At 42.5% G+C, this 23,079-nt stretch carries 19 protein-coding genes and 1 riboswitch; of the genes, 10 read left to right on the top strand and 9 right to left on the bottom strand.

What is annotated here, in order from left to right; all coding sequences use genetic code 11:
• Window positions 1-44: 44 nt before the first annotated feature.
• Together QYG89_RS10530 and QYG89_RS10535 are read right to left on the bottom strand one after the other, a co-directional pair.
• The gene (locus QYG89_RS10530; protein ID WP_404317006.1) at window positions 45-710 is read right to left on the bottom strand and encodes a Dph6-related ATP pyrophosphatase; all 666 of its coding nucleotides are present in this window, start codon (window positions 708-710) and stop codon (window positions 45-47) included.
• A gap of 12 nt (window positions 711-722) precedes the next feature.
• The gene (locus QYG89_RS10535; RefSeq protein WP_404317008.1) at window positions 723-2,279 is read right to left on the bottom strand and encodes an ABC-F family ATP-binding cassette domain-containing protein; all 1,557 of its coding nucleotides are present in this window, start codon (window positions 2,277-2,279) and stop codon (window positions 723-725) included.
• A 542-nt stretch (window positions 2,280-2,821) separates the two neighbouring features.
• On the opposite strand from QYG89_RS10535, the gene QYG89_RS10540 reads away from it, so the two are divergent.
• Entirely contained in the window at window positions 2,822-4,123 is a 1,302-nt protein-coding gene (locus QYG89_RS10540; RefSeq protein WP_404317207.1) for a hemolysin family protein, read from the top strand.
• Window positions 4,124-4,172: 49 nt separating this feature from the next.
• Here the strand turns inward: QYG89_RS10540 and QYG89_RS10545 are convergent, their stop codons facing one another.
• The 3 genes from QYG89_RS10545 to QYG89_RS10555 form a co-directional block, all read right to left on the bottom strand.
• A complete protein-coding gene (locus tag QYG89_RS10545; protein ID WP_404317209.1) occupies window positions 4,173-4,619 on the bottom strand; it encodes a C40 family peptidase in 447 nt (148 codons plus the stop codon).
• A gap of 212 nt (window positions 4,620-4,831) precedes the next feature.
• Window positions 4,832-7,039: a GDYXXLXY domain-containing protein gene (locus QYG89_RS10550; protein ID WP_404317009.1), complete on the bottom strand. Its 2,208-nt coding sequence runs from the start codon at window positions 7,037-7,039 to the stop codon at window positions 4,832-4,834.
• Between the two features lie 201 nt (window positions 7,040-7,240).
• Complete coding sequence (locus tag QYG89_RS10555) at window positions 7,241-9,433, bottom strand: DNA topoisomerase III (protein WP_404317011.1); 2,193 nt, start codon at window positions 9,431-9,433, stop codon at window positions 7,241-7,243.
• Between the two features lie 187 nt (window positions 9,434-9,620).
• Between QYG89_RS10555 and metA the strand changes: the two genes are divergently transcribed.
• Window positions 9,621-10,529: a homoserine O-acetyltransferase MetA gene (metA, locus tag QYG89_RS10560; protein WP_404317013.1), complete on the top strand. Its 909-nt coding sequence runs from the start codon at window positions 9,621-9,623 to the stop codon at window positions 10,527-10,529.
• 139 nt (window positions 10,530-10,668) lie between these two features.
• On the opposite strand, the gene QYG89_RS10565 is transcribed toward metA, so the two are convergent.
• Window positions 10,669-11,454 carry a carbon-nitrogen family hydrolase gene (locus tag QYG89_RS10565; RefSeq protein ID WP_404317015.1) on the bottom strand — a complete coding sequence of 262 codons (786 nt, stop codon included), beginning with the start codon at window positions 11,452-11,454 and terminating at the stop codon, window positions 10,669-10,671.
• 96 nt (window positions 11,455-11,550) lie between these two features.
• On the opposite strand from QYG89_RS10565, the gene QYG89_RS10570 reads away from it, so the two are divergent.
• Together QYG89_RS10570 and QYG89_RS10575 are read left to right on the top strand one after the other, a co-directional pair.
• Window positions 11,551-12,729 (top strand): pyridoxal phosphate-dependent aminotransferase, encoded by a 1,179-nt coding sequence (locus QYG89_RS10570; RefSeq protein WP_404317017.1) that lies wholly within the window; start codon window positions 11,551-11,553, stop codon window positions 12,727-12,729.
• A gap of 60 nt (window positions 12,730-12,789) precedes the next feature.
• Window positions 12,790-12,894: riboswitch (SAM riboswitch) on the top strand.
• 73 nt (window positions 12,895-12,967) lie between these two features.
• A complete protein-coding gene (locus QYG89_RS10575; protein ID WP_404317019.1) occupies window positions 12,968-13,513 on the top strand; it encodes a methyltransferase domain-containing protein in 546 nt (181 codons plus the stop codon).
• Here the strand turns inward: QYG89_RS10575 and QYG89_RS10580 are convergent.
• Window positions 13,491-14,303: an aminoglycoside N(3)-acetyltransferase gene (locus QYG89_RS10580; protein ID WP_404317021.1), complete on the bottom strand. Its 813-nt coding sequence runs from the start codon at window positions 14,301-14,303 to the stop codon at window positions 13,491-13,493. The genes QYG89_RS10575 and QYG89_RS10580 overlap by 23 nt on opposite strands.
• Before the next feature lie 147 nt (window positions 14,304-14,450).
• On the opposite strand from QYG89_RS10580, the gene QYG89_RS10585 reads away from it, so the two are divergent.
• From QYG89_RS10585 to pabC, 3 genes are read left to right on the top strand one after another with little or no spacing between them, the layout of a single operon-like run.
• Window positions 14,451-15,875 carry an anthranilate synthase component I family protein gene (locus QYG89_RS10585; protein ID WP_404317023.1) on the top strand — a complete coding sequence of 475 codons (1,425 nt, stop codon included), beginning with the start codon at window positions 14,451-14,453 and terminating at the stop codon, window positions 15,873-15,875.
• A complete protein-coding gene (gene pabA, locus QYG89_RS10590; RefSeq protein ID WP_404317025.1) occupies window positions 15,872-16,453 on the top strand; it encodes an aminodeoxychorismate/anthranilate synthase component II in 582 nt (193 codons plus the stop codon). The genes QYG89_RS10585 and pabA overlap by 4 nt, the downstream gene beginning before the upstream one ends.
• 1 nt (window position 16,454) lies before the next feature.
• A complete protein-coding gene (pabC, locus tag QYG89_RS10595) occupies window positions 16,455-17,306 on the top strand; it encodes an aminodeoxychorismate lyase (protein WP_404317028.1) in 852 nt (283 codons plus the stop codon).
• Window positions 17,307-17,357: 51 nt separating this feature from the next.
• Here the strand turns inward: pabC and QYG89_RS10600 are convergent, their stop codons facing one another.
• Window positions 17,358-18,308, bottom strand: coding sequence for a YsnF/AvaK domain-containing protein (locus tag QYG89_RS10600; protein WP_404317030.1), 951 nt, complete (start codon window positions 18,306-18,308; stop codon window positions 17,358-17,360).
• Window positions 18,309-18,604: 296 nt separating this feature from the next.
• Here QYG89_RS10600 and rraA point away from each other — a divergent pair, with 296 nt between their 5' ends.
• From rraA to QYG89_RS10615, 3 genes are all read left to right on the top strand, one after another.
• Window positions 18,605-19,096 (top strand): ribonuclease E activity regulator RraA, encoded by a 492-nt coding sequence (gene rraA, locus QYG89_RS10605; protein ID WP_404317032.1) that lies wholly within the window; start codon window positions 18,605-18,607, stop codon window positions 19,094-19,096.
• A 403-nt stretch (window positions 19,097-19,499) separates the two neighbouring features.
• On the top strand, window positions 19,500-20,888 hold the full coding sequence (locus QYG89_RS10610) for an aminotransferase-like domain-containing protein (RefSeq protein WP_404317034.1): 1,389 nt from the start codon (window positions 19,500-19,502) through the stop codon (window positions 20,886-20,888).
• 116 nt (window positions 20,889-21,004) lie between these two features.
• Window positions 21,005-22,312, top strand: coding sequence for an MFS transporter (locus QYG89_RS10615; protein ID WP_404317036.1), 1,308 nt, complete (start codon window positions 21,005-21,007; stop codon window positions 22,310-22,312).
• 146 nt (window positions 22,313-22,458) lie between these two features.
• On the opposite strand, the gene QYG89_RS10620 is transcribed toward QYG89_RS10615, so the two are convergent.
• The gene (locus QYG89_RS10620; protein WP_404317038.1) at window positions 22,459-23,037 is read right to left on the bottom strand and encodes a biotin transporter BioY; all 579 of its coding nucleotides are present in this window, start codon (window positions 23,035-23,037) and stop codon (window positions 22,459-22,461) included.
• Window positions 23,038-23,079: the final 42 nt, after the last annotated feature.

Genomic DNA, 23,079 nt, shown 5'->3' on the forward strand with positions numbered 1-23,079 from the left:
AAGGCTTTAAAACAGAAGCCTTCTCTCTTTCGTCATTTGTCTTATCAAGCGAGCAGCCCGATCTCTAGGCGCTTACTGTTTTCTTGTGCAATGATCGACCCGCGGGTGAACGGAATGGAGGACTGGAATAAGGGTCCATCATACACAAATGTATGATACTCTCCGTTTTCACCAAGCGGACAAACGGGATGTTCTTGAATGGATGCTAAAAAATCATGATCAAGTTCTTTGCCAAGCCAGGAGTCATCGAAGATATCTTGCCGTATACGGATTACAGCTGCTTTGTATCCTGATTGAACAAAGGAAGTCAGCAAGGCCAAGCTTTCTTCTTGACGGCGCCAAAGAGGGAAGATCGCTTCTAATCCAGCAGCGGCTGCCACGTTTTCTCCCCATTCACGGTGGCCATCTAAATAAATATCGCCAAACGCAACGCTATCTAAGCTAAGCTGTTCTTTTAATTGGATCAAGTCTTTAATAAATGTTTCGGTATATTGTTCCAAGGGACAGTGAACGAAATGAACGGGAATAGCTAATGATTTGCTTTGCTGTTCGATCATTTCTATTTTTTCCCCGTGAGCAAATGTCCGGTCGGACTCCTTAGGAACCGTCGTAAGGAGGGAGACAACTTCATGTCCTGCATGTACTAGTTTCGTTAATGCCATGCAGCTATCTTTGCCGCCGCTCCAGGATAAAACTACGCGATTTGCCATTTGGCACACTCCTTAAAACACTTTTGTTGTCCATGATTCGCAATTCCAGACTTCGGTCGCCACTTGCTGATAGAACTCGGGTTCATGGGAAATAAGCAAAATGCTTCCTTTGTACTCTTTAAGGGCCCGAGCGAGCTCAGCTTTCGCATCTACGTCCAGGTGGTTAGTCGGCTCATCAAGGACGAGCAGGTTCGTTTCGTTGTTAATTAATTTACAAAGCCGGACTTTTGCTTTTTCCCCGCCGCTTAACACACTGACTTTGCTTTCAATGTGTTTAGTCATGAGACCGCATTTAGCAAGAGCAGCGCGGATCTCATATTGAGTAAAGGAAGGGAACTCGGTCCATAATTCTTCTATGCATGTCCGATTATTTTCGGACTTGATTTCTTGCTCGAAATAGCCGATTTGAAGTGATTCGCCTCGTTGTACGTTTCCTGACAATGGTTGAATCTCTCCAAGTATACTGCGCAGCAGCGTCGTTTTTCCGATGCCGTTTGCCCCTGTTAAAGCGATTTTTTGTCCGCGCTCCATGCGTAAATTTAATGGTCTGGACAGTGGGTCGTTATAGCCGATGACTAGATCGTTTGTTTCAAAAATCAGTTTGCCGGATGTGCGGCCTTCTTTAAAGTGAAATTCAGGTTTAGGCCGTTCTTGTGCCAGCTCAATGACTTCCATTTTATCGAGTTTTTTCTGTCTGGACATCGCCATATTTCGTGTGGAAACCCTTGCTTTGTTGCGGGCGACAAAGTCTTTCAATTCCGAAATTTCCTGCTGCTGTTTTTTATAAGCGGCTTCTAGCTGCTGTTTTTTCATTTCATACACTTTGAGGAATTCATCATAGGAACCAGCATAACGATTCAATTCTTGGTTTTCCATGTGATAGATCAAATTGATGACGCTATTTAAAAAAGGAATGTCATGAGAAATAAGAATGAATGCATTTTCGTATTCCTGCAAATAGCGTTTCAGCCATTCGATATGCTGTTCATCTAAATAGTTTGTCGGCTCATCAAGCAGAAGGATATCAGGTTTTTCAAGGAGCAGCTTGGCAAGCAGAATTTTCGTTCGCTGTCCTCCGCTTAAATCATGGACGTCGCGATCCAGCCCAATTTCATCAAGGCCGAGTCCGCGGGCGATTTCTTCTACTTTGGCATCAATGACGTAAAAGTCATTATTTGTTAATAAATCTTGAATCGTTCCGGTTTCCTCTAAAAGCTCTTCTAATTCTTCAGGCGAAACTTCTCCCATCTTAGCAAATAAGCTGTTCATTTCAGCTTCGAGATCAAACAAATATTGAAAAGCTGTTTTTAATACGTCGCGGATCGTCATTCCCCGCTCAAGCACAGCGTGCTGATCTAAATAACCGACGCGGACGTTTTTTGACCATGATACCTTTCCTTCGTCGGGCTGAAGCTGTCCAGTAACGATATTCATAAACGTGGATTTGCCTTCTCCATTTGCGCCGATCAGGCCGATATGTTCCCCTTTTAAGAGGCGGAAGGATACATTATTGAAAATGGCTCTGTCACCGAAGCCATGGCTTAAACGTTCAACTGTTAAAATACTCATTTCAAATTCCTCTCATTAGTAAAGTGAATTGCTTTTATTTAACCCGCATTAACTGGCAGTAAGACCCTCGCTGCAAGCATTCTAGTTATTTCCAAGAAGCGCAGATGGGCGATCAACTGCCAGTAAACGCCCGATCCATTTAACTAACTCTCAATGGAGTTTCATTTTATTTTACTATGGCGGCGTAGAAATGAAAACTACTCCTTATTTTCATTAGGTTATGTTTATGATTATTATTGATTGGAGCGGAAGGTGAGCGCCCCCAGCGGGAATCAACAGGGAAGTTTAACAAAGGTTTTCATTCAAATCAATGCAAGCCTAAATCAAGAATCGGGTATTGGGTAAGTATCTAAGGAATATCGTAAAATGGCGCATAGGTTCATGGCAATGGTAAAAGAATAAAGAAAATGGAAACAGTCGGCATAGATGTTTTTTAATTGGGTAAATGTAGATATAAACTTGTACGGGAGGTGAGAGAGGAAAGTAAAGAAGGTGAATAAAAAATGAACAGTGCTTTTCATCTTTCGCTTTCCTTGCCATCTTTGATTATTGTTAATTTATTTCTTATTGCTTTGTTAATTGCATTAACCGCTTTCTTTGTATCTTCTGAATTTGCCATTGTGAAAGTGAGGATGTCACGAATTAATCAGCTGATTGCGGAAGGAAACAAAAAAGCGGCCGTTGCTAAAAAGGTCGTTGCGAATATGGATGAATATTTATCGGCATGTCAGCTCGGCATTACGATTACTTCGCTTGGATTAGGCTGGCTTGGTGAGCCGACTGTGGAAAGGATGCTGCATCCTCTTTTTGAAAAAATGAATGTAGCTCCTTCATTGACAGGGGTTTTATCTTTTATTATTGCTTTTTCGATCATTACTTTTTTGCATGTTGTGGTAGGAGAATTAGCTCCAAAAACACTTGCAATCCAAAAAGCAGAGTCGATCACGTTGGCATTTGCACCGGTGCTCCAATTGTTTTATCGGGTGATGTATCCATTTATCTGGGCGTTAAATAGTTCTTCGCGCTTTTTCACTGGTTTATTTGGACTAGAACCGGTATCAGAACATGAAGTGGCCCATTCAGAAGAAGAGCTGCGCATTATTTTGTCGGAAAGCTATAAAAGCGGTGAGATCAATCAATCCGAATACAAATATGTAGATAACATTTTTGAATTTGACGAAAGGCTTGCTAAAGAAATTATGGTGCCGCGTACAGATATGATCACGCTGCGAAAAGATGCGACATGGGCTGAAATTACAGAGATATTAAAAAGTGAAAAGTATACCCGTTATCCGGTTGACGATGGAGATAAAGACAATATTGTGGGTATGGTCAATATGAAAGAAATCTTTTCTTACTTTTTAACGAAAGACAATTATAATGAACGGCCGTTAGAATGGTTTATTAAGCCAACGATCAGTGTCATTGAGACGATCCCCATTCACGACCTTTTGCTGAAAATGCAAAAAGAAAGAATTCATATGGCGATTTTGTTAGACGAGTATGGCGGTACATCAGGACTGGTAACAGTAGAGGATATTTTGGAAGAGATTGTCGGTGAAATACGTGATGAGTTTGATGCGGATGAAAAGCCTGAAGTACAAAAAGTTGGGGAAGGGCATTATATGCTGAGTGCACGGGTATTAATTACAGAAGTGAATGATTTGCTTGGTATTCATCTAGCAGAAGATGATGTGGATACACTCGGCGGCTGGTTCCTCACGCAAAAAATTGATGTCGCCCTCGGAGATACGCTCCAACAGGAGGGGTATCAATTTACGATCAAAGATGTAGAAGGTCATCATATTCACATGATTGAAGTGAAAAAAGCGAGGAAGGAGTAGCAGCTAAAAAACCGGCTCTTGCAAGAACAAGAGCCGGTTTGATGATGATTTATTGAGCGATTCGCTTAGAACCGAGGTATCTTTTTTGATAATAAGAGTTGCTTACTTTATCAATGCGGACCCCTTTAGAAGCCGAATGAATAAATTCATTGTTTCCGAGGTAAATCCCGACGTGCGAAGCGCCTTTTTTATATGTACTGAAAAAAATTAAATCTCCTGGCTGCATTGCTGACTTTTCGACAGCTGTGCCTTTTTGGTACATTTGTGCAGCTGTTCTTGGCAAATGGATGCCGACTTGCTTATGTGCATATTGAATAAAACCGGAACAGTCAAACCCTTTTGGTGTCGTACCGCCCCATCTATAAGGTGTACCGATATATTTTTGTGCTTCAGCAATAACAGAATCTGCAGAAGCTGCACTTGCCGAATGTGCTGGAACTAACAAGCTAATACTTAAAATAAATGAACATATGATTGTTGTTACCCATTTTTTCATCTCATTCACCTTATTACCCTTCCGCTGCTGCCGTTTCGTATAGATTATTATGTAGTTAATATATCAGAAAATTGTCACAACAAACGTTACAGTTTGTCGGATATTGTTACAAACAGATTACAAAAGCCGGGCATATGCCCGGCTTTTTTCACGTGCTGCTATGTTAACGACTATGTTTGATTGGAGTTGAAAGCAACAGGGGGTAACAAAGCCTAACGTTTAATTAATGTTTCTAAAAGGGCATCCCCATTTTCAGCGACACGCACGAGGGCGATGTTCTTGTCTTCCCACTTCACGCCTGTATTTTCAGGGATAAAGAAATGTTCGATGCCAAGGTTAATATTTCCGTAACGTGCCTTGCCTTGAATCGTCACTGTCTTCTCATTTACGACAGCCGGCTGATCAGCCTTTGTAAAATGAACGGGCTTATAAACTGCTACATATTTGCCATGATAAGGGACCTGTTCTGCCGTCTGTTCTAGCTGTACATGAATTTTCCCCTCTATGAATCGCCCGTTTTGCTGCTCGTTCTGGTAGGCGGTATGGACCGCATAATTCAACTGAACGTAATCCCCTTGCAGTAAGGAACGCGGGTCAAGCGGCTCCAATTGCAGTGCGATCAGCTCGCCGTTTTTCAGCAGCTGTTCTTTTTGCCATGCGGTAAATCCAATGAAGACAAGCTGAAGAACGAGAAGGACCGCCGCAGGCTTCCAGCTCCACTTAAGAATATTTTGCGCTTTTTCTGTATGTTTTTTCCCCCACAAATAAAAGATGAGGAAGAAGAGGAAGCTGACAATAAAAAACGCAAGTGACTTATGAAGAAGCTTCCAAACGAATTCGTAGTATTTCCAGATGAAGAACACAGTGACTGCTGCCCATGTTACCCACAGATAGAGCCTTGATGAGCTTTTCGGATACGTTAAATGAAAATAGAAATAGGCGGCAAAAATGAGATGAAGCCCGATCGCCAAAGCAGTTGAATGTTCTTCTACTCCTACCGTCATCGCGAAGAAATAACCGAGAGATAATAGATAAGCGAGAAGACCGAGCCGCTGCTGTGCCCATTTAGAAAACAAAGCGGCATTTACTAATCCGAATACTAGAAAAATGAGTTTGATCCACTCTCTTGGAAGGTCGGAATCCCAAAAGATGGATAAAATAGCGCTGAGGACGGCTCCATTCATTGCTAAGTAATAAAGTAAGACGTCTCTCAACCGAAACAAAACGGCGGTCATGCTAACGAATAAGATAGCCAATAGCCAGAAGACCCATGTTTCCCCGTGCATATAGGCGAAGAAAAATAAAAGTGCAATACCGGTCATTTGCAAAGTCAGGCGAATGACAGTCCAATCACTTTTTCTAATGGAGAGACCGCCGACAACACAAATCGCCCCAATGATGAGAAAGCCATATTTTACTCCTGTACCAAAGCCGAAGACTAAGGCTGTAAACGAACTAATGGATGCAATAGCAATGATCGTTCCTAAAAAAGAAAGGGTGCCGACAAAAAACTTATACGTATAGCGGCTCCATTTTTTATCTGTTTCTTTCACTGTGTTCGAAAGCTTTTTCAAGGTGTATACACTGAATCCGAAGACCGCAATCAGCAGCAGAAAGCCTGTGTAAAAAACAGTTTCCCCGAACACCATAATGTAAATGAGAAACGTATTGTAAATGAGATAAATGCCGAAGAATAATAGGTGAACGGCCATAATCACCGGGTGGCTTTTTCGCTCGTTTATAAACTTTCGCCAAAAGAAGAGCAGAAGCACGATATAAATGCCATGAAAGATAAAATAAACAATAGATAAAGATGAGAAATTCGAAAACAGATCGTAAATAGAATGTTTATTTAGTAAGAAAAGAGCACAATATTGGGCAACAATTAATGTGACAAACCCTAGTTTTTCAAAACTTGTTTTCCGAAGGGCATAGAATATAAGAAGATGAATGGCGGTCATCGCTAAATAAATGCTCGTTTCTTGATGAGTTGAGTAGTCTATTCGTATACTTGTTGGATAAATTTTCATCCAAATGGTTAGTTCAAATAACAACAGTGCCAGCCAGAAAAACGGCCGATAATTCGTAAAAAAAGCAAGGAGGATTACAGGGATCAGCCAGATAAGAAATAATAAGTAAGAGTCTGCATGGGAATTATACGTCTGGCCGACGAGAGCTGTGCTGATGCCGAAAGAAATAGCCGATACGAGCAGCCACCAATTGCTTAGATAGGCGAATGTGGCGCTTTTTTTATAGATGATGGCAATAGTGAAGCTCACTACAATCATCATCATGCTTAGAGCGATTTTGGCAGGGCGGTCGAGCAGCGGCCAGTTTGAAGCAAAAAAGTAAACGACTCCAGCGAGCAGAAAAATCAAGCCGAGAATATAAGGGATGTCACCGCGTTTCTGTGACAGCATAACGATCTCTCCTTTCTTTTTTCCATAGTATATGGTTATGACAAAACGTTACATTTTAACCAATATAAATGAAAAGGTGAAAGAAGTCACGGGGTTTCGGGAGCGGAGATTATTCCTCTATTTGCAGAAACAAACAATATATAGAAGTTAGTGTAAATAAATAGTAAGGGGCTATTCATGAATAGCCCCTTACATCTCTTATTAATCAAACTTCAGCCCTTTTAATGCTTCAGCTAATGCATTGTTCAGAGGTTCTGTTTGTTTCTCCTGCTGCTTTAAATACTTCTGTACAGAACGTTTATCCGCTTTACCGCCAGATTCTTTCTTGCGGCGTTCCTGGAATGATGAGAGTTTTTCGCGATACCCGCATTTGCATGTGAAGATTTGCCCGGCTCCTTCGCCGCGAAGTTCTAGTTTTTTCTTGCATTGCGGACAGCGGGCATTTGTCACACGGGCGACGTTTTTACGATGTCCGCATTCGCGGTCTTGGCACACAAGCATTTTGCCTTTTTTACCGTTCACTTCAAGCATTGGTTTTCCGCAGTCTGGACAGGACTTTGTGGAAATGTTGTCGTGCTTGTACTTTTTATCGCTCGCTTTAATTTGAGAAACGATTTCTTTTGTATAGTTTTTCATTTCTTTAATAAATGCATCTTTTTTCAGTCTTCCATTTGCGATGGATTCAAGTTTTTGTTCCCACTCAGCAGTGAGGGCTGGTGACTGTAATTCTTCTGGCACTAAGTCTAACAGCTGGCGGCCTTTTGACGTGATGTAAATCTCTTTCCCACCTCGTTTTTCAATTAAAAACGAGTTAAACAACTTGTCGATAATGTCAGCACGTGTTGCTACAGTACCTAATCCGCCAGTCGATTTTAATGTGTCTGCAAGCTGTTTATTTTGTGTGGTCATGTACTTCGCAGGGTTTTCCATTGCCGAAAGCAGCGTCGCCTCATTAAAGCGTGCAGGCGGCTTTGTTTGCCCTGATGTTTGTGCAATCAATTGGACGTTTAACGTATCGCCTTTTTCGATCCTCGGGAAAATTTGTTCTTTTAGATCATCTGTTGAATCGTCATCTTCAAAATGATTTTCGTATACTTCTTTCCAGCCGCTTGAAAGGATCGTTTTACCTCTAGCAACGAAGTTCTCATCACTAATTTTCGCACGAAGTGTTAATTGTTCATATTCAAAAGCTGGGAACAATACAGCTAGGAAACGTTTAATCACTAAATCATAAATTTTACGTTCCTTATCTGTAAATGCCGAGAAGTCCACGTATCCTTCAGTTGGAATGATCGCGTGGTGATCGGACACCTTGCTATCATCAACGAATGATTTAGAGGTCTTTATTGGCTTGTTTAAAATTTTATTAGCTAAAGAACGATATTCGCCTACGCCGCAGGATTTGAGGCGTTCGGGTAGAGTTCCGACGATGTCTGATGAAATGTAACGTGAATCTGTCCGAGGATATGTTAATACTTTGTGCTGCTCATACAGCTTTTGCATAATGTTTAATGTTTCTTTAGCGGAGTAGCCAAAGATTTTATTAGCGTCACGCTGCAGCTCGGTTAAGTCGTATAGTCCAGGGGAGAACGATTTCTTCGCCTTCTTCTCAATGTCTATAACTGCTGCGTTTTGTTTGCCGAGTTTTTTTACGATGGCATCGATTTTGTCTTTATCGAAGCTGCGGCCATTGCCTTTTGCATCTTGCCAAGTCAGCTTTAACTTATCCGCCGTTTGCGCTTCAATGCCGTAATAGGTTTGTGCCTTGAAGTGTTTGATTTCGTCTTCACGAGCCGCAATGATGGCAACAGTCGGTGTTTGGACACGGCCGCAGTTTAGTTGAGCATTAAATCGTGTCGTTAAGGCACGTGTGGCGTTAAGTCCGATGTACCAGTCTGCCTCAGAACGTGCAGCCGCTGCTTGGTAAAGATTTTCGTAATGTTTACCCGGTTTTACATTTGCAAATCCGTCTTTTATAGCTTTATCAGTCACTGAAGAGATCCAGAGGCGTTTAATCAGCTTATTAAATTTTGCTTTTTCAAGAATCCAACGGGCGACCAATTCACCTTCTCTTCCCGCATCGGTACTAATAATACATTCAGTCACATCTGAACGCTGCAATACACTTTTTACAGCGTTAAATTGCTTTCCGGACTGTTTGATAACGGTCAGTTTTAAACGCTCCGGCAGCATGGGTAAATCTTCTAAGTTCCATGTTTTGTATTTCACATCGTAGCTCTCGGGGTCAGCTAATGTCACAAGATGTCCAAGCGCCCACGTAACGATATATTTATTTCCCTCAAGGTATCCGTTTCCTTTTTTATTACAATTGAGTACACGTGCGATATCACGTGCTACAGAAGGCTTTTCAGCTAATACTACGCTTTTTGCCATAATTATTAACACCCTTTCTTTTATCCACTCGTTTAAATATAGCACACGTTTGCTGGAGATTCAGTCGTTAGGGACGAGGAGACCCTTCCTTTTATGAGACTATTTAAGTCAAACACCTCTTGTGTTTTTTTACTCATGCTGACTATAATAGTTTATTGAAAATTCAAAAACACAAGGGGGTAGGAAGATGCCGATTAATATACCGCGGGAATTGCCGGCACGGGAGATTTTAGAGAAAGAGAATATTTTCGTTATGGACGTCGATCGGGCCCGCAGCCAGGATATCCGTCCTTTAAATATACTAATCTTAAATTTAATGCCTGAAAAAGAAAAAACAGAAGCACAGTTATTGCGGCTGCTTGGCAACACACCGCTTCAAGTGAATGTGTCTTTTCTACATACAGCCACACACGAATCCAAAAATGTAAGTAAATCCCATTTGGAGCAATTCTATACAACGTTTGAAGAAGTACAGAATAAACGAATTGATGGAATGATTATAACTGGTGCGCCAATCGAACGAATGGAGTTTGAAGAGGTGAATTATTGGAAGGAATTAACCGAGATTATGGACTGGGCGAGTACAAACGTTACGTCTTCTCTGCATATTTGCTGGGGAGCCCAGGCAGCGCTTTATCATCATTTCGGCATCGGGAAATTTGAATTGCCGAAAAAATGCTCCGGCATTTTCAGTCACACAGTGAACGAACCGACTGTTAAATTAATGCGAGGATTTGATGATCAGTTTTATGCTCCTCACTCCCGTTATACGGATGTAGAAAGAGAGCAAGTCGAAGCGCATGAGGAGCTGCAGCTGTTAGCTTCTTCTGAAGAAGCGGGAGCGTTTATCATCATGTCAAAAGATGAGCGGCATGTGATGATTACCGGACATTTAGAGTATGAGGGCCACACGCTGGCGGAAGAATATGATCGGGACGTGACGAAAGGGCTTGACATTGATATGCCAAAAAATTATTTCCCGGACAATAATCCGACAAAAAAACCTGTCAACAAATGGCGTTCGCACGCACATTTGCTGTTTTCGAACTGGCTGAACTATTATGTATATCAAGAAACACCATACGAATGGGAATAATTAAAGAAAGAGGTTGACTCAAAAGGGTCTGACCTCACGCGCAATAGACTGTATATAGCAGGTGCTAATCTATCTAATATACAGTCTATTGTTGAGGTGGGGTCTGACACTTTGGCTGTGAGTCAGCCTCTTCTTTGCTTCAGCTATAAAATTCTGTCTGGCGGTCTTCGAAAATAGGGATTCGTTTTCGTATTTCCGGTACTTTTGCGAGGTCCACTTCACCGATGAGCAATTCTTCTTCTTCTCCTGCTTCAGCGATAATTTCCCCCCATGGATCGACGATGATCGAATGACCAGCAAATTTATTGTTCGGATCTTCTCCGCTGCGGTTGCAGCCAATCACGTAGCTTTGATTCTCGATGGCTCTAGCAATAAGCAGTGTCCGCCAGTGATCTACGCGGGCAAGCGGCCATTCGGCAGGAATGAATAACACGCTGGCTCCTGACAGTACATGTTTTCGCAGCCATTCAGGAAATCGGATATCGTAGCAGATGAACGCCGCCATCGTTTCATTTTCTAATGTAAATAATCCATCATCTTTTCCCGCTTGAAAAAACTTCTCTTCCTCCATCAGCCGGAATAAATGCAGCTTGCTGTATTTCTTAAGCAATTCCCCTTTGTTGTTAATGACGAGCAGTGTATTTTCGACACCGTCTTTCGTTTGATTGGCTACCGATCCGCCAATGAGATGCATGTGATGTTTCTTTGCCTGTTCAGACAAGAAAGTAATCGTTTGATTCGCTTCTTTATCTGCAATTTCATCAAGACGTGTTAAATCATAGCCTGTTGTCCATAATTCTGGAAGCACGGCTAGCTGACATCCTGCATCAGCTGCCTTTTGCAGCCACTTTTTCATGCGATTGTAGTTTTCTTCCGGGTTTCCGAATGCAAGGTCCATCTGGATTGCAGCCACTTTCAATTTCATGTTCTCTCCACTTCCCTTTCTGAAGATTCTTTCTTTACATTCTCTACCTTTCGTTATACCATTATTAACTGTAATTTGAAAGCGGGGGCTGTATATATGAGAAACTTTGAAACAGCGAATCGGCTTCAGGTTTTGCCGGAGCAATTCTTCGCTAAATTAGTCCAGAAAGTAAACAATGCTGTGAACGAAGGCCGTGATGTGATTAATTTAGGACAGGGAAGCCCTGATCAGCCGGCATTCGGCCATATAAAAGAAGCACTGAAAATAGCCGTCGATGATCCGGCTAATGATAAATATTCTCCTTTCAGAGGGTTTGCTCATGTGAAAAACGCATGTGCTGAATTTTATCAGAGAGAATATGGCGTCAAACTTGATCCTGAAACAGAAATTGCGCTGATCATTGGGGGAAAAGCGGGGCTTGTTGAACTTCCGCAATGTCTATTAAATCCAGGAGACATCGCGCTCGTACCCGATCCGGGATATCCGGATTACTGGTCGGGCATTGCCCTTGCAGAAGCAGGGATGCACATGATGCCTTTGAAAGAGGAAAATGGCTTCCTTCCTCAATATGAAGAAATTCCTGAAGAGGTGCTGAAGCGAGCGAAGCTGTTATTTATTAATTATCCGAATAATCCGACAGGCGCAGTAGCTGATGAAGCGTTTTTTGAAAAAACGATCGAGTTTGCCAATCAACATAATATTTGTGTCGTACACGACTTTGCGTATGGTGCCATTGGCTTTGATGGGAAAAAACCAATCAGCTATCTTCAATCTAATGGAGCGAAAGACACCGGCATTGAAATTTATACGATGTCGAAAACGTACAATATGGCAGGCTGGAGAGTGGGGTTTGCGGTGGGCAATCCAAGTGTGATTGCTGCATTGAATTTAATCCAGGATCATCTGCACTGCAGTTTGTACGGCGGCATACAAGAAGCGGCAGCGGCTGCTTTACTTGGACCGCAGGATGAAGTACGCAGGCAAGAAGAGATGTATGAAAAACGACGTAATCTATTAATTAACGGTTTAAATGAAATTGGCTGGAAAGTGAAAGCCCCGCAAGGATCTTTTTTCTCGTGGTTAAAAGTGCCAGATGGTTATACTTCAGAAGAGTTTAGCGATCTGCTGCTTGAGAAGGCCAATGTAGCAGTCGCTCCAGGGATTGGTTTTGGCGAGTATGGGGAAGGCTATGTCCGTGTCGGTTTAGTTGCGTCTGAAGAGAAAATCAAAGAAGCGATTAGCCGGATTGCACAGCTTGATATATTTAAAAAGTAGATTGACAGTAGAGTATAAACGTGCAACAATGCAAATGAAAACAATTCAATAACAACGAACATCTTATCAAGAGCAGGTGGAGGGACAAGCCCTATGAAGCCCGGCAACCGACTCGTTTATACGAGCACGGTGCTAATTCTTGCAGCAATAGCTGACAGATAAGAAAGAGTGCTAACTATTCAACCTCTTCTTATCGAAGAGGTTTTTTGTATATTTAACTGAAAGGCAGGAATGGAACATGATCGTGACTGACCATAAATTAATGACAAAAGAGGACGCAGCGGAATGGACAATTGCAGCTGACAGCTTCTTACATACCGTTCGAATGAGGGAAGGAGAGCACATTTTGTGGCTAGGAGAAGATGCTTCACCTTTGTTATCAAAAATAGCCATTGAAAAAGCGCGCGTTATTACAGCTTCTCCTTCTGCATCCCCTTTCGCAGAGGCTCAGTTTGACGGCGTGGCCGGCCAATTGGGTATTCATTTTTGGGATGAAGGAGAAGACTGGCTGAGAAAAAGCTTTGATTTGTTGAAAGCGGGAGGCCGGCTCGTTATTGATTTAGCTGAAGAAGGAGCATTACGGCATATAGAAGACATTGCTTACATAAAAAGCCTGCCATATTATTGGGATTTGCTAAGGGAAATCGGCTTTGAAACGATATTTGTTCAGCAAGTTACAGCTCGTTCTACTGTGGAAGCAATAGGACAAGGGTGGACAGAGTTGATAGAAACGCCTGAACTTCCCATTGTTGTCAACCGCTTTATCGCTTTAAAAGGTTGCTGAGATAACGGGCAGTGAAATCGACTAAGGGCCGGATTTTAATCAGCTTACACGGAGCTTGGGCGATTGTACCAATATTAATTTCTTCTTCTTTTTCAAAGGCATGGCCGATTTCATTAAATTGTTCAGAATTTCCTTCAAGTTCGTGATAAGTTTTCCATACCCGTTCGCCGTTTTCCATTAAGGCCGATCCTTGTTGGAAGGATTTTCGGCCATCGTTTGCGCGAAATTCGCCTAGATGCATGGCTGTGCATGTGCTGTAATCGGTGCCGATAAACAAAATGGAAGCATCCAGCTCATATAGCCTGGCGAGAGGAGACTGTTCACCGAAAGCAAAATCAAGTGAATGGTGATCAATGATGAACGCGGCATACTTTCCCCAGGCTGTAAAAGAATTAGAAGGGTGAAGGCTGCGCTTCACATTAGGGAAAGTCCGGAATGCCTCTGCAATCCGTCCCATGCCGAGTGTAGGTGTAAACTCCGGCAAATAAGCAGGCATCATATAACGAATGCTTGGCCGCCACTCTTCCGGAACAGGAGGGTTTTTCCAATATTTTGGATCGGTATTATGAGTCGTCTGAGCCGGCATGACAATGGTTCCGTCTTCGGTCACCGTTTTCATTAACGCTTCGACAACCGTTACTTCGCCTCCTTCTATCCATCCTAAAGAGCGCAGGGAGGAGTGAACCATCACAATATTACCAGGAGCTGCTCCAAGAGAATAAAGATCGTTTTTTAATGTGCCGATCGTGATCAATGCTTTTGTTTGTGAAACAAATGGTTTATTCTTCATTGTCTTCTCCCATCATTTTCTTTCATTATAAAGGAAGAAGATGGTTTGGCATAAAAACCTTCTAAAAAAGCGGTTTTGATGCTTTTTTCTTTCTTCTTTGTCTAGTATGCTTAGAAAGACTATGGCGAAATAAAAGGGGGATAACTAGTGAGTGATCGACGTGTGTTTTATCGGACGATTCCCTATAACAAAGAACAATTTTTTCATCAATATAAATGGCTGACGGCTGCTGAGTCCCATCATGTATTTCTGGAGAGCGGACGGGGCGGGCGTTATAGTATAGCGGGGCTGTCGCCGTTTGCAATTATTTCTTCCAATGATGAAGGGATTCACGTGCAGACAGCTAGTGGACGCGAAGACAAAAAAGGCATTCCGCTGTCAGAACTTGAAGGCTGGATGAAGACGTTTGAGGTACCAAAGCAAGACGGTCTTCCTGATTTTCAGGGCGGGGCAATCGGCTATATTAGCTATGATTACGCCCGGTATATTGAGAGGCTGCCGAACGCTGCGGCAGATGATCTTGGAATGCCGCTGCTGTACTTCCTTGTGTTTAAGGAATGGGCGGTATTTGATCATCAAACAGACAAACTGTGGCTTCTTGCTGTAAGTGAAGATGAAGCAGCTGGTGAACGGGTGCTGAATGAAGCGGAAAGCAAGTGGACAGTTTCATGCGGCGAAGAGGAACGTGTACCTGTAGAGAGAGCAGCGGATGAATGGAGCGTGCCTTTCTCAGAGAAAGAATTCCAAGAGGCTGTTGAAAAAACGAAGAAGTATATCGCTGCAGGAGATGTCTTTCAAGTGAACTTATCCGTTAGACAGTCTAAGCCGCTTCATATTCCGGCCATCGCCGTCTATGAAGAATTAAGGAGGTTCAATCCGTCTCCTTATATGGCGTATATGCATACACCGGATTTTCAAATTGTATCGGGATCACCTGAACTGCTTATTAAAAAGGCTGGAAATGAATTAAGTACCCGGCCGATTGCCGGCACCCGCTCACGTGGAAAAGATGATGCTGATGATTTGCGGTTAGCGTTGGAGCTGATCGAAAATGAAAAAGAACGGGCGGAACATGTCATGCTCGTTGACTTAGAGCGCAATGACCTCGGCCGTGTCAGTGAGTATGGTTCTGTAGAAGTCGATGAATTTATGGTCATTGAAAAGTATTCACATGTTCAGCACATCGTGTCTAACGTACGAGGTAAGCTGGCTAAAGGAAAAACGAATGCAGATGTCGTCCATGCTGTCTTTCCAGGCGGAACCATTACCGGTGCTCCAAAAGTTAGAACGATGGAAATTATTGAGGAGCTGGAGCCGGTTAGACGCGGGATTTATACTGGATCAATCGGCTGGATCGGCTTTAACGGTGACATGGAGCTGAACATCGTGATTCGAACGATGCTCGTTGAAAATGGCATGTGCCACGTTCAGGCGGGAGCGGGAGTCGTCATTGATTCTGATCCATTGAATGAATACAAAGAATCGCTGAAGAAAGCAAAAGCGGTTTGGAAAGCGAAAGAGCTGGCTGAGGACAGGCTGGCCCCTGTCAGACCAGGAGGAGAACGTTCATGATTTTAATGATTGATAACTATGATTCTTTCACCTACAATCTTGTTCAATATTTAGGAGAGCTTGGCGAAGAGCTGATCGTGAAGAGAAATGATGAGATTTCTATCGAGGAAATTGAGCGGATGAATCCAGACTTTCTCATGATTTCACCGGGACCTTGTACACCGAATGAAGCGGGGATCAGTCTGGAGGCTATTCGTACATTTGCAGGAAAAATACCGATCTTCGGTGTTTGCCTCGGTCAGCAGTCGATTGCCCAAGTATTTGGAGGGGAAGTCGTACGGGCAGACCGGCTTATGCATGGAAAAACATCGGATATGCTTCATGATGGACGGACGATTTTTGAAGGTCTTCCAAATCCATTCCCAGCTACGCGTTACCATTCGTTAATCGTTAAAAGGGACACCCTCCCTGATTGTTTCGAAGTTTCTGCTTGGACGAAAGAAGGGGAAATCATGGCGATCCGCCATAGGGAGCTGCCAATTGAAGGGGTGCAGTTTCACCCAGAATCCATTATGACGTACGGCGGGAAAGAAATGCTGCAAAGCTTTATCCGCTGCTACCGGAAAGTACGGGTATAACATGTTTATTTATTTAAACGGAGAGATTGTTCCGAAAGAGCAGGCAAGGATTTCTCCTTTCGATCATGGCTTTTTATACGGTGTTGGTGTGTTTGAAACATTTCGAATCTATAATGGCCATCCTTTTTTGCTAGATGACCATTTAGACCGTTTGAATAGCAGTCTGCAGGAATTGATGATTAGCACGGAGTTTAATCGTGCCGAAACAACGGTGATGCTGCAACGTTTATCGGAAGCAAACAGTTGGGAGCATTCTTACATTCGTTTCAATGTTTCAGCGGGGAACGGTGAAATTGGCTTGCAAACAGAAGCATACGAGCAGCCGACAGTCATTATCTTTCAAAAGCCGCTGCAGCCTCCTGGTGAATTGTTAGAAAAGCAAGGCACATGGCTGACTACTAGGCGCAATTCTCCTGAAATGCATGAACGGTTGAAGTCTCATCATTATTTAAACAATATTGCTGGCAAGAGAGAAGCAGGCAAAGATGGATCGATAGAGGGTATTTTTCTAACGGAAACCGGAATGATAGCAGAAGGAGTCGTATCTAATATGTTTTGGGTGAAGGAAGATCGGCTCTATACACCAGCTATTGAAACAGGCATTTTAAATGGGATCACGCGGCAATATGTGATGAGCATCGCCCAGGAGATAGGGATGGAAGTCAACGAAGGCTTATTTTCGCCTTATGAAGCAGCAACAGCTGACGAAGTGTTTTTTACGAATTCTATTCAGGAAATCACAGCGGTCAGTGAAATAGATGGTCAGCTTTTCCAAGGGAAGCGGGGAAAGTGGACGAATGTACTTTTCTCCCGTTATGCGGCAGACAGAGAACGTTTGTGGAGCCGACAATAAATACGAAAAGGACGCGGCAATAGCTGCGTCCTTTTCATATTCAGTCTGATATTAATGGCGATTGTATCGATCGAGATTGTCTGTTAAATTGTGATCATGGCGCTTGTTAAGCGGCAGATCGGTACGACCGCGGTTTTCTACATGGATATTTCCTTCTTTTTCTACATGCACTTCTTCCCGCTTCACTGTGTCACTTACGGTTTCTGTATCTTTTACTTTGCGTTTCCCAATGACTAGTTCCTCTGAAATGACAGGTTTTTTCGTTACTTCCACACGTTCTTCAGTGATTGGAATGCGGATCGTATTATTGTCCTCCATGATCGGAGACGTGTCCTGGGCAGCTGCTACTTCATCTATGGCCCGGCGTTCAATATAGACTTCATCCCGCTCCACGTTGACATCAACGGTTCGTTCTTCCTCTACCACATCTTTTTCTAAGGATACCTCTCCTTTTTGCACACGTTCTTTGTCCACTTCAAGGCGTTCCTCGCGAAGTAGAAGGCGCTGTTCGTCTATAAGACCGGCATCTGCCTCAAGGTCTGGTACTCTGTCAGCCCCTACACCTTTCGCGTAGCCATCTGTTGTACTTAGATCTCGGTTTACGAATGCATTTGCTCCAAGATGAGGATTCGCTTCATTCGTTAATGTCCGATCCCGATAATATTGATCATAATCTTTGTCTACATATAGAAGGATTTTGCCGGATTCAATGTCATTATAATAACGATTTGCTTCCACATCGTTTAATCCCATGTTACGCAATCCGCCTCGCACTTCATCCTCTCCAGAGAGAAAAGCCATGAATTTATCCATCCAAGAACCGCCAGCTGCCGATTCCGTCTCTACTCCTGTCCGGCCTCTTACCATTGAAATGTAATCTTCATCTTTCGCAGCCGCGTAAATATCCGATTCTGCGTAACCTTCTGCTTTCAATTCTTCAATTTTTTGAATAACCTCTGCTTGACTATTAAAAACTCCAATGAACTTCTTCGTGTTCTCCATTTTTATAGCCTCCTAGTAAAGAAATGTCTAAATTTCCTATGATGCATAGATACCCGCTGTCATATTGTTAAAACGTTTGATTTAAAAAAGCTGTGATGGAAGAGATGAATAATTGATTGATGCAGTCCCGTCTGTATGGCTGATCCCTTTTCTATCTGTCGAATTGTTAGGAAACAATGTCACTTTATACATACCCAATGCCTGTCATAAAAAACATAATGAAAAGGAAGAGGAACAGGAAACAGAGAAAATCTGTCGAATAAAGGTAAAGACGACGGGGAAAAGGGGGAAAAAAAATGAACGAATTAGATGTGAAAACAGCTGATTTATGTGATGACTTTGCCAACGAACTGCAAGTGTGTGGATTGGATCTTAAATCTTACGGAGGGAAAAAGCGTTTTTTTGGTCCGATTTCAACGGTGAAAGTGTTTGAAGATAATGTACTCGTTAAAAAAGCACTGCAGACGATTCCTGAAGGCCACGTTCTCGTTGTGGACGGAGGAGGTTCCAAGCGGTGTGCTCTGCTAGGTGACCGTTTAGGAGAGATCGCAGAAGAGCGAAAATTAGCCGGCGTGATTATTAATGGCTGCGTCCGTGACACGGCTGAATTGGCGCAGCTAAACATCGGAGTCCTCGCACTAGGCAGCCATCCGCTGAAAAGCATCAAAAGAGGCGAAGGCCAAGAGGGCATTGCCTTGCAATTTGGTGAAGTGAAATGGGTGCCGGGGCATTATGTCTATGCGGATGAGGATGGAGTGGTAGTGGGGGAGAAGTTGTTGGAGAAATAAAGAGAATAAAAAAACTACGCATCTTCTGTACCCAGGGGAGAAGAAATGTTGAAAGGAAAAACAGCTGATTCGGTCAACATTCCTTCTACGCCTTCTTTTATTATAGAAATAGTAAATAGCTTTCAATGCCAATTGAATCAATTTTCTTAATCAAAAATATGTATTCCCTATTCATTTAGCTATAGAGCGTATTTCTCAAACGAGGATATGCTTATTTTTTGTTTAGACTATATTCTTAAACAACATAATTGAAGAGTAATAAAAGGGCCATATAATTAAGGGTTCAGTCTTATTCGGATTTTTCATTTTTGGAAAAGTGGAGTAAAAGTAATCATTGCTCGGATATTCACTAAAAGGCATAATATTAAAGAAAATTATAATTGTGTGAAAAAGGGTGCATATCATGCCAATTAATTCTTTTGATAACTATCCGATGAGCTGGAAGCCAGCGATTGATAGAACTGAAAAGCCTATCTATAAAGCGCTCGCAAGGCAATTGGAACAGGACATATTAAACGGGGGATTGCTGCCTGGAACAAAACTCCCTCCACAAAGAGAGCTAGCTGATTATTTGGATTTGAATCTGAGTACCATTTCAAAAGCTTTTAAAGTGTGTGAGTTAAAGGGATTGTTAAGTGCAGCAGTTGGAAGTGGGACATTTGTATCGTATGATGCGTTATCGAATGCGTATTTACTTGAAGATACAAAGCCAAAGCACTTAATTGAAATGGGAGCCACACTTCCGGATAACACTTCTTACGAGCCGCTGCTACTCCAATTAAAAAGTATGCTGCAAGAGACCGAGTATGAAAAGTGGTTTAGTTATGGCCGGACAGGCGAAAGCCTTTGGCAAAAGGATGCAGCTATAAAGCTAATCCGAAGAGGCGGGTTTGAAACAACCGTTGATCACATTTTATTTGCAAATGGGGGACAAAATGCGATTGCTGCTACATTGGCAAGTCTTTGTAAGCCTGGAGATCGCATTGGTGTTGACCAACATACGTACCCTGGCTTAAAAACTGTTGCAGCGATGCTTAGTGTGCAAATAGTACCGATAAAATCAGAGAACGATGAAATGAGTCCAGCGTCCTTTGAAGATGCATGTAAAAATGATAATATTAAAGGCATTTACTTGATCCCAGATTATCATAATCCTACAGCGACATTTATGTCTGTTGAGAATCGAAAAAGGATTGCAGCCATTGCCAAAAAGTATAAACAGTTTGTTATTGAAGATGCGTCGTACCATCTTCTGAACGAGAAGCCACTTCCAGCAGTCGCCTCATTTGCCCCAGAACAGGTCATCTATATTGCAAGTTTATCTAAATCGTTAGCACCAGGGTTACGGCTAGCCTATGTAGCCGTGCCGAGTCAATTCAAGGAGCCGATTTCAAAGGCACTTTATAATTTAAATATAACGGTTTCTCCGTTATTAGCAGAACTGACAGCACGTACGATTGTATCGAATCAATTTGAAGTCTTAATTAAGGGTCATCGGGAACAAACAATTAGCAGAAACCAAGCCGTCAATCGATATTTGGCGGACTATACGTGCCTCGGGGTTGAAACAGGCATCTTTCGGTGGTTACTATTACCAGGAAAGATCACAGGTGCTGAATTTGAAACGTTAGCTGCACAGCAAGGGGTACAGGTGTATGCGGCTGAACGTTTTGTAGTTGGAAATAGTTGTCCAGAAAGAGCTGTAAGGATTTCTGTCTGTGCACCAAAAACACTCCAAGAGCTCCAGCATGGATTGATGATCCTTAAACGTTTGCTAAATGATCTTACCTAATATTGTTCGCCATACAATTATAATATTGTGTGGTTTTTTTGTGCGTGTTATGATGATTCAAATCTAGTTGAAGGATGAATAAGAAATAGAATAAGGTTTCTAGAAAAGGAGGTTAGATGATGTTACACAAAGAGAGTATAGAAGCATTAGACGCCCAAACAGCTTCGTTACAAAGCTACATTTGTTCTGAAGAAAAACAAAAAACGTTATACAAGCGTACATTATTCGTTGTAAGTATTTCACAAATTTTTGGTGGTGCAGGGTTAGCAGCAGGCGTTACTGTGGGCGCACTTCTTGCACAGCAAATGCTTGGCACTGCTGCGTTTGCTGGACTTCCTTCAGCTTTATTTACTTTAGGGTCAGCAGGAGCCGCTTTATTTGTCGGGAGACTTTCGCAAGCGTATGGACGCCGTATAGGTTTGACGGCTGGTTTTATGATCGGCGGACTTGGAGCAATAGGAATTATTATTGCGGCAATAATAAATAGTATTTTGCTGTTATTTACTTCTCTACTTGTTTACGGTGCAGGAACAGCAACAAATCTACAAGCCCGTTATGCCGGTACGGACTTAGCGAATAGTAAACAGCGGGCAACTGCTATTAGTATGACTATGGTTTTTACAACATTTGGTGCAGTTGCAGGTCCCAATTTAGTAAATGTGATGGGGAATTTCGCTCTTTCTATTGGTGTTCCATCACTTGCAGGTCCTTTCATTTTAGCTGCAGCAGCATATTTCTTAGCAGGTATTGTCCTTTACATCATGCTTCGTCCAGATCCATTAGTTATAGCGAGAATGATAGAAGTAACCCGCCAAGAACCTAGTGATAAAGGACATTTAGCAGCAACTGAACATATAGAAAACAAGAGAGGCATAATCGTTGGTGCGACAATTATGGTTCTTACTCAAATGGTCATGATCGCTATTATGACAATGACACCCATTCATATGAGACATCATGGACATGGCTTGGATGCAGTAGGTCTTGTGATTGGCTTTCATATAGGTGCCATGTATCTCCCTTCATTGGTTACAGGTATCCTTGTTGATAAGCTGGGGCGTACCGCGATGGCTATTGCTTCTGGAACTACATTGCTTCTCGCAGGTTTAACAGCAGCATTGGCATCAGGAGATTCTATGATTTTCCTAGTCATTGCTCTTTCTTTACTTGGAATAGGGTGGAATTTTGGTTTGATAAGCGGAACTGCACTGATTGTTGATTCAACTAAAATGTCCACACGGGCTAAAACGCAAGGTACAGTGGATGTTTTGATTGCATTGTCAGGAGCTGCTGGCGGAGCATTGTCTGGGATGATTGTGGCAGGTTCAAGCTATCTAACATTATCATTTGCTGGAGGGATTTTATCCCTATTACTCATTCCGGTGGTGATCTGGTCTCGTGGAGGTAAAAAGAATCTACACTAAAAATGAAACAACTTTATTTTAACCCCGTCCTAAAATGAGAACGGGGTTTTGCATGGCTGGGATATCCGAATGTAACAAGTTTATTGTAACTATAGTGGCAGGGCAATATCTTATGGCCTTTCTGAAGAGTTTTTGACATAAGAACGCTACATAACTTTTTGGCTGTTGGAAGATTTCAATCCTCGGTGCCGTAACGCCGCCTGGATTTTTGGTATAGCAGCAAGAGAAAGAACGGTAACCGCTAGATCAAGAGGAAGATAAGCAGCCATCCACGACCAGGCTGCCGCATAACTGAAGCCATCTGGAGCGTCCGCCCACCATTTGAATGCTGCATACATATAGTTAGTTCCGATCATGTAATTGAAGAAAATAGCGGCGATACCGGCAAAAAGGTAAGCCGTTTTTTTGTGTCTATTTTCCAGAATCTTGCCAGAGGCATAGGCTACAAGAATAAAAGAAAGGATAAAGCCGAATGTAGGACTAAGTAAGCTGGCAGGACCGCCTTTAAACTGTGCGAACACTGGTGCACCAGCAAGACCGATAAATAGATAAGCAGTCATGGACAGGGCTCCGAGCCGGCTGCCGAGCAAACCGCCTGCAATCATGGCAAACATGAGCTGAAGTGTGACAGGCACGCCGCCAATCATTAAAAAGGATGATACGTTTGCGCCCACCGCCATTAATGCGGCAAATAGAGCGCAAAGAACGATGTCATTTGCTTTCATTCATTTTTCTCTCCTTAAAAATATAATTGTTTCTCATTTTTT

Origin of the sequence: Bacillus lumedeiriae, from assembly GCF_044891285.1 — a bacterium.
Classification (GTDB): Bacteria; Bacillota; Bacilli; order Bacillales; family Domibacillaceae; genus Pseudobacillus; species Pseudobacillus lumedeiriae.